A 12,137-nucleotide genomic window follows, 5' to 3' on the forward strand; every position below is an offset into this window, starting at 1 on the left:
CCATCCAGCGCCTGGCACGCAACGTCCGCCTGGTGTTCGACTACCTGGGCATGACCGAAAATTCCCGCCGTCGGCGGGGACGGCCAGCCACGGCGGGCTAGAACGGATTTGCCGTGACAAGTTAGCTCGTCCAGGTTGAGGCGTGGGCCCGCATCCCCTATACTTCCCCGTCCGGTGCGCCGATGTAGCTCAGCTGGTAGAGCAACTGATTCGTAATCAGTAGGTCGGCGGTTCGAATCCGCCCATCGGCTCCAATAAATCAAGGGCTTGGCAGAAATGCCAGGCCCTTTTTCTTTGCCGTGGGACACTCACGGGACACCGCCGGCTAACACCAGCCAAGACCGTGCAACACCGCGGCCGTTGCCGGGTGCGGTCCGCGGCCCTGCCCCGCGCTGATTTTCCCAACCGCCAGCAATCGGCGGACAAGCCGTGTCCGGGTTGCCTTTGGATCATCTGCAATGCTGGAAGAAGTGGGAAGAAACGAGGCTACCCGAACGGGCAGACCTGCCGGGCAACTGTGCCCCGTGTCCCGTGGTGTCCCGTGGTGTCCCGTGCTCTGATTGTTGCAAACCATGTGGCGCGGCACCTGGAAGCGGCTACACTCTCACGGGGACCCGGTGCCCGGAATTGGGAACGGGAAGGCCATGTGCCGCTTATGTGGGTTCGACTCCCGCCCGGGTCCCTCTCGTTACTGGCGCAATGAGGAATGAATAAGGCCCTGTGCCGAGATGGGGACTCTCACCCCCCCACGTTCGCGCTATTTTCCGGCTTGCGCCGAAACCCTTACGGCCGAGAGATTTACACCGCACGGCACAGGATGTAAGGCGGTGCCGGATTCGAACCGGATCATAGCGACGGCGAACCGCCCCTAACCGTTCCCATTGGAAACAACCGCCTTACGCGGGAAAGATAGCACGCGGCCGGCTGCACCTGGTCCCCGACTGCCGGCGGACCCTCCCGGGTCGCCTTCCAGGTAAACAGCGCGGCCAGCATGGGCAACCTGGAAGGCCACCCCCGGCGCCGACTGCCGGCGGCACCTCCCAGGGCACGTGCCCGGCTGCACCTGGTCCCCCTGGTCTTGCTCCGGGCCAGTGACCGCGGGGCGAAGGTGGAGGGCACGACGAGGCCTTCCGGTACCGACTGCCGGCGCCGATCCTGCCGCGGCGGGTTCGAGCTCGACACTTCCAGGCCGCGGCCGGCGGCACCTGGTCCACGACTGCCGGCGGACCCTCCCAGGGTGCCTTTAACCCAGATTTAAGCCGTCGTTGTCCCTCATTTGTCCCGCGGCACTTAGACAGCACAACAAATCACAATATAAGCAGCAATCTACGCCATAGGACCTACGGATTGCTTATCAGCCGTTGTCTTTTGCTGTCCCGTGTTGCACACTCTATGCTGTCATTGGACAGCACCCCCGGACCCACGGCGGCCATGTCACAGTGACGCACAGGCCCCGGGCCGGCTGTCACCGACCCGAGGCCCTGACCACACCCCAACCTGTGCAAGAGGTCCGGCAATGGCTACCCGCCAGCGTATCACCCCACGCCCGACACCCACCCGGCGGCCCCGTCCCCGTCGCGCCCTGGCAGGCCCGGAGGTCTGACCATGGCAACCATCGTCAAGCGCACCGACAGCACCGGTTCAACCAGTTGGCAAGCCAAGGTCCGGATGAAGGGCTACCCGGCGCAGTCACAGACCTTCCCCCGCAAGACCGACGCCCAACGGTGGGCGAGTAGCACCGAGGCGGCCATTCGGGAGGGTCGGCACTTCGCCACCACCGAGGCCAAGCGGCACACCGTCGGCGACCTGGTTGACCGCTACGTCAAAGACGTCTTGCCGACCAAGAAGGCCAAGACCCAGACCCCGCAGGTTCAGCAGTTGGCATGGTGGAAAGACCGGATCGGGGGCAAGACCCTTGCCGACTGCACCCCGGCCCTGATCGCCGAATGCCGGGACGCCTTGACCCAAGAGCCCATGAGGTCACAGGCAGAGGGCGCACCCGAGCGGCACCGCACCCCGGCGACCGTCAACCGCTATTTGGCCGTCCTGTCTCACGCCTTCACCGTCGCGGTGAAGGAATGGCAGTGGCTCGACTCCAACCCCCTGCTGAAAGTCACCAAGCCCAAGGAGCCCCGCGGAATCGTGCGCTATCTGGACGGCGACGAACGCGCCCGGCTACTGGACGCCTGCCGGGCCAGCGGAAACCCGGATCTGTACTTGGCCGTTGTCCTGTCCCTTTCCACTGGCGCCCGGCAAGCCGAAACCATGGGGTTGCGTTGGGGTCAGGTCGATTTTGCACAGCGACGGATCACCTTGCACGAGACGAAGAACGGAGAGCGGCGGGTTCTGAGTCTGAGCGGCCCCGCCCTGGACATGCTGCGGGAGCGCTCCAAGGTCCGGCGCATTGATACAGACCTGATATTCCCCGGGCGCGTTCACCCCGAGACCCCGGTGGACCTGCGCGCCCCCTGGTTGACGGTCTTGACGCGTGCGGCGGTGTCCGGCTTCCGCTGGCACGACTTGCGGCATTCGTTCGCGTCCGAGCTCGCCATGAGCGGGGCCAGCCTTCCCGAGATAGCGGCGGCCATGGGGCACAAGACCCTGAACATGGTTAAGCGGTATGCCCATCTGAGCGAGGATCACACGGCGGGTGTTGTGGAGCGGATGACCGCGCGAATCTTTGGGGAGGGCGGGAAGTGAGCGCAATATTTCCTAATTGGGCTCCATCGCCCTTGGTAGAGATTCATTCAGCGATTGCCGAGAACATTGCAAGCCACGACAAAAATATGAATCCTATCTTTGATAGGGATAGAGGAAGGCAAGCCTTGCTTGAGAGATTATTGCTTGAGCCGAAAATGAGGCGCGCATGGTCAGAGGTCTTAAAGCGCGTAAAGGTTGCCGGTAACCCATCTGGAATAATCTTCTTTGAAGCCGTTCACGCCCTTGAGAACGCAGGGCGCACACAAAAGACGCGCGTAGACGAAGCGCAAGAATATCAAGCGATTGCAAAAGCGGCGCGTGAATTTGGCAGGTTGCTGTACGGTTCTCTATTTGATACGTCGCCTTCCCGATGGTTCCCCGATGATGTTATTTCTGGTTTTCTTGGAATGATGCGGCCGGAACTGGCGACTAATGCGTTCTGTCCGATGGACCCACCGCCGGGCGTCGAAAAAGGAACAGTATATGATGGAAATCCCTTAACCTCTTTGGGCGGTGAGAATGTCTTTCTGCCGATCACCATTGACGAAGGTATAGGGGGGTTCTTTGAAGCATTAGCGCCTAAGTGCCCGGATATGGCGTCAATTGTTTTCGCCATTGCTGAAGAAGCCGACCGAAACGCGAAAGAAGCAATGTCCAGACAACGCACGCTACCAAAGCCAGGAGTTGGAAACGCTAGGCGCCTTGTGTTTATTAGAGAATTTGGAGGCTCTATCAAGTTCCTTTGCGGGGGGTATCTAAAGCGAACCTTGGCACTCTTTGCGACTGCGGCGCTACAAGAAGAAGTAACCGCCGACCAAGTATCAGACGCTCTACGCGATTTTGATCCTACCCCTTATCGGCATTGGAGTTACGCTCAAGATCGGCCCCGGGCAAGATATATCCACTGGAACGACCCCCGCGTAAAGAACTGACAGGGGGTGACTTGCGAAGCCCTTGGAGCGGTCCATCTTCACTGAGTGAGGTTGCCGCTCGGTAACGCCCGGCCCCTTCACTGAGGGAAGATCGCCCCCGGGCTTCCCCGTCTTTTACGCCTCTTTTCTAAGGCTTTCTTTCGTTACGGTACTAGGCAGAACGGCGCAACCCGCACCGTTTCTGCACAACTGTAACGAGCAAAGCCCATGCAGACCGTCACCGAAGCCCCCAAGGGCACCCCGCCCGACGCCCGCAAAGCGTCCGCCCCCGTACCCCTCCCGGTCCCTACCCGTGTTGTCCTGACCGTCAAGCAACTGGCCGAACAGCAGCCCGGGTTGACCGAGGGTGGCATTCGTTGGGACCTGTTCAACCGCGACAAGAACGGACTGGTTGCGGCCGGCGCCATCCTGCGGCGCGGCCGGAAAATCCTGATCGATCCCGCGCGCTATCTCGATTGGCTGAACGAGAACCGGGAGCGCGCAGCATGAGCGACCAAGCCCCAACCCTGAACGTGTTCACAGAAAAGGCCCTGGCCAAGGAGCTTGGCGTGGTGCCCGAGACCGTCAGGAAGTGGCGCCAATGGGGCACCGGTCCGGCCTACGCGCGGCTTGGTGGAAAGATCAGTGGTCCGATCATCTACCGCGCCGAAGATGTACAGGCATGGATTGCGGACCACATCCACCAACCGGCCCCGGTGGAGGCTTCCCAGTGAGCCAGACCCGGCGCCGTTACAACCTGACCAAGCGGCGGCCGCTTCCCCCGGCCCGTGTCCGCTTCCCCGTCGCGCACTCCCCCAAAACGAGAAAGCCCCCGCCGGTGCGAACGGCGGGGGCTTGGCGAGTCGGTCTTGGGAGCGTATCGTGGGCGCCGTCGTGGTGTCCCCTGGCAGGGACACCACGCGAAGCTAGGCCGCAAGGACGGCACAGCACCGGCGAGACGAATTCTACCACCTACCCCTCCCCGGGGTCAGTCCGTCTTGCTTCTGCGCGTGTGTTCCCGCGGCCGATCTATCCACATTTTGGAGATCGGCACATGACGACCAACACCCCCCGCGCCCCCGGCGCACCACTGCCCTATCCCACAATCGGCCCCGTAGTCTACCCGGTCAAGTTCCACTTGAGCGAGGGTGAGAACGCCTGTCTGTGCGCCTTGGCGCAGCGGTTGGGCTTGCCTCCCAATGGCCTTGCCGCCTCGCTGCTGTGCAGCGAGTTGCGGCGCCAGTACGCGGCCCTTCCCTCCCCGGCGCCTGATGTGCCCGTGGGTCAACTGACCCTGCCCCTGATGCAGTCCCAGGGAGCGGCCCGCCATGCTTAAGCCCACCACCACCCTCGCCACCAGTGGCCCCCGGACCATCCCGACCGCTTTGACTCTGGCCCCGGGCGAGCACGCTTTTCTGTCTATCCTGGCCAAGCGTTGGGGATGCGCCCCCGAGGCGGTTGCCATGTGTCTGCTGTCCATCGAGCTGCAGCGAAGGTTCGACGCTGAACCAGCACCGGCGCCCGCCCCGAAGACCGCCGCGGCTACTGCCGTTGCGGCCCCCCCGAAAATTGCCGCCATGATTGCCCATCCATTGTTGACCGGCCCCTATGCCCCGACCGCGGCGAAGTCGAAGGGAGCAATCCGCCATGGATAAGCCGACCCCTTTGCATATCCCCGGCGCACCCGCCCCCAGTCCCGCATCTGACCGCGCGGCGCTGGCGTTGCGCGTTCTTGATGTGGCCATCTCCCACCCATCGCAAGCCCCCATTGATGCAATCAACGACTGGCTAACCATTGCCAAGGGTATTGCAGCGTTCTTGGGCGATGGTGCAGACAATGCCGACACCGGCTTAACTGAACGGTCATTCAGCCATGTCGAACCCGAATGGAAATCGGTCAAGAGCATGGCGGATGCAATCGGTCGCGCGCTGAGTATCGCTGAGATATTCACCGATGAACTGCATAAAGAAAACTGCCGCCTTCACTCGCTGGTCAAGGAAGGTGCAGCATGAGCACCGACCTTGAGACCCTGAACCGCGCCAAGATCGCGGCCCGTGACGAATGGGAGCGCCTTGACGCAGAGGCCCGCGCGATCCGGGCCACCCTCACCGCTGCCGAGCGTCGCACCCGGGCGGCCCTGCGGAAGTTCGAGCAGGCCCGCCTGATCTATGTGGATGCGATGGATCGGGCGGCGGGGTGAATCATGGGCGACAAACTAAAGTCATTCGTTGAACGATATACCTATACAGGTAAAGAAGCCGACCCCCTTGACGATAAAGCGCGAGAAGCAATTCGAAAGCGTAAGTTGAGGGATCAGGCACGCCTTGACGCAATAACCAAACCGCTCAAGCAGGCCGCGCCTTTTGAACCTGGGATCACCCTGGTTAGCGCCAGTTCGATCAAGCCTGAGCCTATCGCGTGGTTGTGGCCCGGCTGGCTGGCCCGGGGCAAGGTCCACGTCATGGCCGGGGCGCCGGGCACCGGCAAGACCACCGCGGCGGTGTCGCTGGGGTCAACCCTGACGGTCGGCGGTCACTGGCCGGACGGCTCGCGGTGTCGCGCGGGTAGCGTCCTGATGTGGAGCGGCGAGGATGACCCGCGGGATACCCTGGTGCCGCGCCTGATCGCGGCCGGCGCCGATCTTGATCGGTTTCATTTCGTTGATTCGTGCATTGACGCACGCGGCCCCCGTCCGTTCGATCTGGCGACCGATGTTGACGTGTTGTCTGCCCACCTGGCCAGCATGAACCCGGCCCCGGCCCTGCTGATCGTCGATCCGATTGTGTCGGCTGTCTCGGGTGACTCTAACCAAGGATCGGCGGTGCGGCGTGCGCTTCAACCCCTGGTAGAGCTGGCCCAAGATCGCCGATGCGCGATTCTGGGGATCTCGCATTTCAGCAAGGGCACCCAAGGGCGCGACCCCACCGAGCGGGTTACCGGCTCGCTGTCCTTCGGCGCCGTGGCGCGCGTCGTCATGGCGACCGCCAAGCTACCCGATCACGAGGGCGGCGGCCGGATTTTGGTCCGGTCAAAGTCGAACATCGGGATGGACTCCGGCGGGTTCAGGTACGCGCTTGAGCATTGCGAGTTGGTAGGCATCGGCGGGGTTCCAGCCACTCGGGTTGTCTGGGGTGCAGCCATGGACGGCACCGCGCGCGAGCTGCTGAGCTTGGCCGACACCGATACCGACCCCGAGGAGCAGACCGAACAGCAAGAGGCGGGGGACTGGTTGCGGGAACTCTTGAGCCAAGGCAGCCGGCGTTTCGTGGACATCGTGAAGGCGGCCAAGGAGAACGGTTTTTCAGAGCGCACCGTGAGAAGGGCGCGAAAGGACATTGACGCGACCGTCACCCGGGAGGGATTCGGCGGCGGTTCGAGCTGGTCACTACCTGCCGAAAAAGAGAACACAGCATGTATTCCGGCCAAAGATGACCCATTCCGGCCAGCCTCTGGGGCTGGCCGGAATGGCGGAAACGTGGCCGGAATACAAGAAGTGTGCGAAAAAGCGGAGGACTTTTGACCATGCAAGCCGCAGAGGTTTTAGCCCGCCTGACGGGATCAGGCTTCCACGTTTCGGCAACCGGCAACACGGTACACGTTGGCCATCGGGAGGCGATCACCGACGACGTGCGCGCCCTGGTCCGGGCGAACAAGCCCGCCTTGCTGTCTCTGCTGACCCGGCGCCCGGTCCCAGTGCCGCCGCTGCCGGCTGAGGATCGCGCGGCCATCCTCGAGGCTATCGAGGAGCGCGCGGCCATCCGGGAATTCGACGGCGGCGAACCCCGCGACGTTGCCGAGCGGGTAGCCCGCGCAACGATGCGGGTCTATCGGGTGCGCGTCGCCATGGGGGACGGCGAGCCCGACCGCTGGGTAACCCTGCTGGCCCCCGGCTGCGACCTGGAGGAAGCCACCGAGAGCGCCCGCGGCCGGTTCGGTCCGGCCCGTGTGCTGGAGGTCCACAAGTACCAGAGGGCAACACATGGGATCGCTTAATCGGCGGGTGTCGTATAGGCAGATGCTCGCAATCAGTCTGGAGTCGGATAAACAGAAACGCAACGCCGACCGTTTATGGTCCAAGAAACGGCGGAATCAATCAGCCATGACCACCAAGAGCAAGAACGCAAGATGAATGCTTATCTCACATTCAAAGACCAAGTAGCGCAGCGTGCAATTCTAAACGATGAATTGCGCACCGCGCGCAGTGAGTACGATACTGTACAGCGGCGCTTAAACGAGATTGACGCCCGCGGGATCGAATACAAAGGGCGCCTTGAGTGCGTACAGCACCGCAGCCCACATGAGAGCCTTACCCAGTTTTCCGGGGCTAAGGTCGGTCCTGAGGAAGTTGACGACATCCATGCCGAGCTTGAGCGGATCGCGGCCGATGCCAGGGACGCGAACGCCGAAAGGACAACGCTTAAGCTCCGAATCACCGAGCTTGAAACGCAGGTCAAGGCCCCCCTGATCGCCACCGTTGGCGACTATGGTGTCATGGTGGCCCATCAAGCTGAGGTCGCTGCCGCGTCCGCGTTGGCTTCCAGACTTGGGGAGCTGATCGCCGACCAAGACCGCGCCCTTGCGGCGGCAAGCTGGGACGACCCCCGGCCGGAGCTGGCACGGCAACGGGCTGACATCCTCGCGTCCATGGCCATGGGGAACGCCACCGCGGCGGACCTGGAAGCGTTCGACAAGGACACCGCCGGGCGCATCAAGGCCGCTGACGTGAAGGCCCAACAGCACACGGCGGAGCTGTCCGGGATCGAGGCCACCCGGGCCGGACTCGCCCGCAAGCTGGAGGCGACAACCAGCGACCTGGCCAAGCTCAACACCCTGACCCCACAAATCCGCGTCGCGATCCTGACCGCCGATCTGATGGGCGCACAAGGCGATTTCGAGGCCGCCGCGGCGGCCAATGCCGCGGCACAACGGCGGGTGTTCGGACTGGTTGAGTTGCTGAGGCAGTGCAAGGCGATGATTCCGGCACCACCGAAGATGCCCGCCCCCAATGATCCAGCGGCGGCCATGCGCGAAGAACGGGCACGCCTGATTGCTGCCGGGGTTCCGGTCTAACCAATACCCAGAGGTTCAAGCATTGCCCCGCGCCAGTTGGCGCGTGGGCAATTTACGTTTTACAGTTTCCCGCTTTCTAAAACGGCTGATGACTCACCAGAGGTCAAGATGGTATCGAATGACGAACTAGGGGCGGCACTTGAATCTAACCCGAGTCTGGGGAGCATTGCCGAGATTGTTGACTTCGCTATCGCCGAATTGGAATCCTGCGGACTCGCGGCCGACGATGCCCGGCGCTTCGGTTGTCGTGTTGCCGCGCGGCTATGCAGTGAAGTGGGAGGAACCCGCTACTATTGGCCCCGCGGAATGGCGATTGAACGCGCTATTCGGGATCTGCATATCTGGTCAGAACATGATGGAACCGTTGACGGCAAGAACGGCATCAAGGCCCTTGCGAAGCGGCACAAAATGACCGATGTCCACGTCTGGCGCATCCTCAAGGCCCAGCGGGAGGCACGCCACCAACGGGCGCAAGCCCGGGCGGCTGCCGTTGCTTGACGTGCGCCCGCCCCCCCGATCCGTGGGAATCTGGCCGGCTGGGTTCTAAGGGGTACGGCCCCACACGGGACACTCACGGGACACCGACGGCAACAAAAGGCAGCAAACCGCGGCACATTTCGGCACCACAAGCCGCCTAGGTCGCTGTTTCTTGTGTTGGTTGCCGTTGTGTTGTGCTAAAAACCTGGTTTCGTAATCAGTAGGTCGGCGGTTCGAATCCGCCCATCGGCTCCAAATAAAACAAGGGGATAGGTGAAAGCCTGTCCTCCTTTTGTTTACGAGGCGGACGCCAAGGCGCACTGCATCTGGCGTCAGACCTGCGCGCCCGTGGGTCAAGTCCGCCGGACTGGTGAAAGCCCTGCTGACACCATAGGGCGACCTCTCCGAGGACATGCTCGGCAAGATCGCCAGCGCCGGTCAGAACGGCTAGTTGCGCCGATGATGGCGAGCTCGCCATAAACATTTCTTGCATGACCTGGCATCTGTGGAACGTACCAAATACGCCGAGCTGTAGGCTGTTCCAGCCGCGGCGACAAGCCTCAATGTTACCGAGAAAGTCGCGCCGGGAGCGCGCTCCACTTCTCCTTCCCCTATTGGGGGCGCGCGCCATGGCCGTTAGAACACACCGCGCCTGGCGGCAGGGCGGGATAACGGGCCCGCGTGCGCACCGGTTCCGTCGGGCGGAACGCCACAGGGCGATCCGCCCGACGGTGCGGCGCCCCCGGTCAAGCGTGCCAGTCGACCAGCCCGGTGTAGGCGGTGGCGAGTACGATCAGTCCGAAGACGATCCGATACCAGGCGAAGGCATTGAAGTTGTGGTGTGAAATGTAGCGTAGCAGCCCCTTGATGGCGAGCATGGCGAAGATGAATGAGGTGATGAAGCCGACGGCGAAGACCGGGACGTCGTCAAACGAGAGGATATCACGGGCCTTGTAGAGGTCGAGTACGGTGGCAGCCGTCATGGTGGGGATGGCGAGGAAGAAGGATAGTTCGGTCGCCGCCTTGCGTGACAGCCCGAAGACCATGCCGCCGATGATGGTCGCCCCGGCGCGCGAGACCCCGGGGAACATCGCCAGGGCCTGGGCAAAGCCGACCTTCAGGGCCTCCCGCCAGGTAATGTCATCGACTGACCCGAAGCGCTCCGGCAGATGACGGCGCTCGATCCAGAGGATGAAGATGCCGCCGCCGACCAATGCCCCCGCCACTGTCAGTGGGTTGAACAGGTATTGCTTGATGACGCCATGCAGCAGTAGCCCGAGTACCGCCGCCGGCATGAAAGCGACCAGGATATTGAGTGCGAAGCGTTGTTGCGGTCCCGGCTGCCACATTCCCGCGACCACTTCCAGTATGCGCGCCCGATAGAGCCAGCAGACCGCCAGAATGGCGGCGAACTGGATCACGATCTCGAACACCTTGCTCTGCTCGTTGGTATAATTGAGCAGATCGCCGACGATGATCATGTGTCCGGTGGACGAGATCGGGAGGAATTCGGTCAGTCCCTCGACGATGCCGAGTATCAATGCCTTCAATAACAGGAGCCAGTCGGTCATTTGCCATTCACTAAAGGTGCGCCGCAGCGCGGTGGGTGGACCTGGAAAAACAGTTGTCCGTAAATGAACGCAAATCAACGCAAATTAAGATAAAGGCTTAGGGATGTGGTTAGCGTCTCCCCCGAAAGGTAGGTCGACGCTATGGCTTAAGTCTTTCATCCATTTCCGCGTTTCTGCATCGCTGTGCGGCAGCCGCTTTTTCAGGAGGTTTTTTGCTAGGACGTAATCGAGTTATTTTCTTAATTTGCGTTCATTCGCGTTCATTTGCGGACAAACGATCTTCTTGTAATCAATGTATGAGTCTGTCCTCTTGCTGCGGCGACCCTTCGTCGTCCATGGGTGCGTCGGTGCCGGGTATGCGGTGATTCTCGGCGAGCCAGTCTCCCAGATCGATGAGCTTGCAGCGCTTGCTGCAGAACGGGCGGAAGGGAGACGCCGCGGACCATTCCACGGGGCGGCCACAATGCGGGCAGGGGACCTGGGTGGGCATGGGGTCTCTCTTAGAATACGCAACAGGTGAGTCGGAACGCGATGTGTTCCGGGGTTTGGGTCGGCTTACCGCGGGGTTCGATGTTCATGAAGCGGATGCTGAAGCGGTTCTTGTGTCCGCTGATCTCGGGATAGAGCGCGCCACCCCCCGGCAGGGTGACCCGCACCAGCTGCGCCGGGGCCTGGAGGTCGAGTGACTCCTGGAAGAAGCCACCCGCGGCCGTCACCTCACGCGGCCGGGCGCTGCCGCGGGCCAGCGAGAGCATGAGCCGGATCGCGGTGTCCGCCGGCCGTAGGTCCTGGAGCCAGGTCTCCAGCCGCGACTGGCGTCGTTCCGGGGATTGGACCAGCCATTGGTGATACAGGGGCAGGTCGAAGCTACAGGCGCCGCCGGGGATGCTGCTGCGCTGCACGACACTCTTGAGGAAGTCATCCTCCCGGGCGCTCTGGCCGATCGGACTCCCCAGCCCGGTAATGCCGTCGAGCGCCCGCTCCAGGTCCCGCGAGATGCGCTCCAGGGCGCTCGGGTCGACCTCCGGTTGGCGCGCGACGCGCCCCAACGCGGTGAGATTGCGCTCCAGTTCCTTGGCGATATCGGTCTTGAGATCCGAACGGGCGGTGACTGCCGCGATGTCCAGCAGGGCCTCCACCGCCACCCGGGTCGCCCAGGGGTCGTACTGGGGCATGAAATAGTCCACCTTCTCGAACAGGTGCTCCAGACGCAAAAAGGTCCGGACGCGTTCGTTCAATGGATGCTCGAAGACGGTCTGTGGGGTCACGCTGAGGTCTCGGGCTGGACGCTTAGGAACGGTTCACTAAGAAGTTACTCATGTTAGCTCCGGCGATCTATGTATAGCGGCGGCCACTCAGTTGAAAAACCGAGGTCTTCCTGCGATCATGGGCGTCGGATCTTTGGAC

Annotated in this window: 15 protein-coding genes and 3 tRNA genes; 15 read left to right on the forward strand and 3 right to left on the reverse strand. The window is 62.4% G+C overall.

What is annotated here, in order from left to right:
- Nucleotides 1-178: 178 nt before the first annotated feature.
- The 15 genes from QZX93_RS02520 (at nt 179) to QZX93_RS02590 (ending at nt 9,414) form a co-directional block, all read left to right on the forward strand.
- Nucleotides 179-254: transfer RNA gene (locus QZX93_RS02520), tRNA-Thr, on the forward strand.
- A gap of 357 nt (nt 255-611) precedes the next feature.
- A tRNA-OTHER gene (locus QZX93_RS02525) sits at nt 612-682 on the forward strand.
- 923 nt (nt 683-1,605) lie between these two features.
- Entirely contained in the window at nt 1,606-2,700 is a 1,095-nt protein-coding gene (locus QZX93_RS02530) for a site-specific integrase (RefSeq protein ID WP_295386198.1), read from the forward strand.
- The gene (locus QZX93_RS02535) at nt 2,697-3,632 is read left to right on the forward strand and encodes a hypothetical protein (protein WP_295386196.1); all 936 of its coding nucleotides are present in this window, start codon (nt 2,697-2,699) and stop codon (nt 3,630-3,632) included. The genes QZX93_RS02530 and QZX93_RS02535 overlap by 4 nt, the downstream gene beginning before the upstream one ends.
- A gap of 207 nt (nt 3,633-3,839) precedes the next feature.
- Nucleotides 3,840-4,121, forward strand: coding sequence for a hypothetical protein (locus tag QZX93_RS02540; protein ID WP_295386194.1), 282 nt, complete (start codon nt 3,840-3,842; stop codon nt 4,119-4,121).
- Nucleotides 4,118-4,345 (forward strand): helix-turn-helix domain-containing protein, encoded by a 228-nt coding sequence (locus tag QZX93_RS02545; protein ID WP_295386192.1) that lies wholly within the window; start codon nt 4,118-4,120, stop codon nt 4,343-4,345. Before QZX93_RS02540 ends, QZX93_RS02545 begins: the two co-directional genes overlap by 4 nt.
- 320 nt (nt 4,346-4,665) lie before the next feature.
- Nucleotides 4,666-4,947, forward strand: coding sequence for a hypothetical protein (locus QZX93_RS02550; protein ID WP_295386190.1), 282 nt, complete (start codon nt 4,666-4,668; stop codon nt 4,945-4,947).
- Nucleotides 4,940-5,266, forward strand: a complete 327-nt coding sequence (locus tag QZX93_RS02555) for a hypothetical protein (protein ID WP_295386187.1) — start codon at nt 4,940-4,942, stop codon at nt 5,264-5,266. The genes QZX93_RS02550 and QZX93_RS02555 overlap by 8 nt, the downstream gene beginning before the upstream one ends.
- Complete coding sequence (locus QZX93_RS02560; protein ID WP_295386185.1) at nt 5,259-5,624, forward strand: hypothetical protein; 366 nt, start codon at nt 5,259-5,261, stop codon at nt 5,622-5,624. Before QZX93_RS02555 ends, QZX93_RS02560 begins: the two co-directional genes overlap by 8 nt.
- Nucleotides 5,621-5,812, forward strand: coding sequence for a hypothetical protein (locus QZX93_RS02565; RefSeq protein ID WP_295386183.1), 192 nt, complete (start codon nt 5,621-5,623; stop codon nt 5,810-5,812). Before QZX93_RS02560 ends, QZX93_RS02565 begins: the two co-directional genes overlap by 4 nt.
- A gap of 3 nt (nt 5,813-5,815) precedes the next feature.
- Nucleotides 5,816-7,132 carry an AAA family ATPase gene (locus QZX93_RS02570; RefSeq protein ID WP_295386181.1) on the forward strand — a complete coding sequence of 439 codons (1,317 nt, stop codon included), beginning with the start codon at nt 5,816-5,818 and terminating at the stop codon, nt 7,130-7,132.
- Between the two features lie 2 nt (nt 7,133-7,134).
- Nucleotides 7,135-7,605 (forward strand): hypothetical protein, encoded by a 471-nt coding sequence (locus QZX93_RS02575; RefSeq protein WP_295386179.1) that lies wholly within the window; start codon nt 7,135-7,137, stop codon nt 7,603-7,605.
- A gap of 132 nt (nt 7,606-7,737) precedes the next feature.
- On the forward strand, nt 7,738-8,682 hold the full coding sequence (locus tag QZX93_RS02580; RefSeq protein ID WP_295386177.1) for a hypothetical protein: 945 nt from the start codon (nt 7,738-7,740) through the stop codon (nt 8,680-8,682).
- Between the two features lie 108 nt (nt 8,683-8,790).
- Nucleotides 8,791-9,180 (forward strand): Mor transcription activator family protein, encoded by a 390-nt coding sequence (locus tag QZX93_RS02585; protein WP_295386175.1) that lies wholly within the window; start codon nt 8,791-8,793, stop codon nt 9,178-9,180.
- 162 nt (nt 9,181-9,342) lie between these two features.
- Nucleotides 9,343-9,414 (forward strand) — tRNA-OTHER (locus QZX93_RS02590).
- Between the two features lie 491 nt (nt 9,415-9,905).
- Here the strand turns inward: QZX93_RS02590 and QZX93_RS02595 are convergent.
- The 3 genes from QZX93_RS02595 to zapD all read right to left on the reverse strand — a co-directional run bounded on the left by QZX93_RS02595 (nt 9,906) and on the right by zapD (nt 11,998).
- Nucleotides 9,906-10,730: an undecaprenyl-diphosphate phosphatase gene (locus tag QZX93_RS02595; RefSeq protein ID WP_295386173.1), complete on the reverse strand. Its 825-nt coding sequence runs from the start codon at nt 10,728-10,730 to the stop codon at nt 9,906-9,908.
- 289 nt (nt 10,731-11,019) lie between these two features.
- Complete coding sequence (gene yacG, locus QZX93_RS02600) at nt 11,020-11,220, reverse strand: DNA gyrase inhibitor YacG (protein ID WP_295386170.1); 201 nt, start codon at nt 11,218-11,220, stop codon at nt 11,020-11,022.
- Nucleotides 11,221-11,230: 10 nt separating this feature from the next.
- On the reverse strand, nt 11,231-11,998 hold the full coding sequence (zapD, locus tag QZX93_RS02605; protein WP_295386169.1) for a cell division protein ZapD: 768 nt from the start codon (nt 11,996-11,998) through the stop codon (nt 11,231-11,233).
- Nucleotides 11,999-12,137: the final 139 nt, after the last annotated feature.

The sequence above is a fragment of the uncultured Thiodictyon sp. genome, assembly GCF_903946935.1.
GTDB lineage: Bacteria > Pseudomonadota > Gammaproteobacteria > Chromatiales > Chromatiaceae > Thiodictyon.

Excerpts from the sequence above, each read along its gene's own strand:
- QZX93_RS02530 (WP_295386198.1), top strand. The coding sequence starts at position 1,606 with ATGGCAACCATCGTCAAGCGCACCGACAGCACCGGTTCAACCAGTTGG.
- QZX93_RS02540 (WP_295386194.1), top strand. The coding sequence starts at position 3,840 with ATGCAGACCGTCACCGAAGCCCCCAAGGGCACCCCGCCCGACGCCCGC.
- QZX93_RS02545 (WP_295386192.1), top strand. The coding sequence starts at position 4,118 with ATGAGCGACCAAGCCCCAACCCTGAACGTGTTCACAGAAAAGGCCCTG.
- QZX93_RS02550 (WP_295386190.1), top strand. The coding sequence starts at position 4,666 with ATGACGACCAACACCCCCCGCGCCCCCGGCGCACCACTGCCCTATCCC.
- QZX93_RS02555 (WP_295386187.1), top strand. The coding sequence starts at position 4,940 with ATGCTTAAGCCCACCACCACCCTCGCCACCAGTGGCCCCCGGACCATC.
- QZX93_RS02560 (WP_295386185.1), top strand. The coding sequence starts at position 5,259 with ATGGATAAGCCGACCCCTTTGCATATCCCCGGCGCACCCGCCCCCAGT.
- QZX93_RS02565 (WP_295386183.1), top strand. The coding sequence starts at position 5,621 with ATGAGCACCGACCTTGAGACCCTGAACCGCGCCAAGATCGCGGCCCGT.
- QZX93_RS02570 (WP_295386181.1), top strand. The coding sequence starts at position 5,816 with ATGGGCGACAAACTAAAGTCATTCGTTGAACGATATACCTATACAGGT.
- QZX93_RS02575 (WP_295386179.1), top strand. The coding sequence starts at position 7,135 with ATGCAAGCCGCAGAGGTTTTAGCCCGCCTGACGGGATCAGGCTTCCAC.
- QZX93_RS02580 (WP_295386177.1), top strand. The coding sequence starts at position 7,738 with ATGAATGCTTATCTCACATTCAAAGACCAAGTAGCGCAGCGTGCAATT.
- QZX93_RS02585 (WP_295386175.1), top strand. The coding sequence starts at position 8,791 with ATGGTATCGAATGACGAACTAGGGGCGGCACTTGAATCTAACCCGAGT.
- QZX93_RS02595 (WP_295386173.1), bottom strand. The coding sequence starts at position 10,730 with ATGACCGACTGGCTCCTGTTATTGAAGGCATTGATACTCGGCATCGTC.
- yacG (WP_295386170.1), bottom strand. The coding sequence starts at position 11,220 with ATGCCCACCCAGGTCCCCTGCCCGCATTGTGGCCGCCCCGTGGAATGG.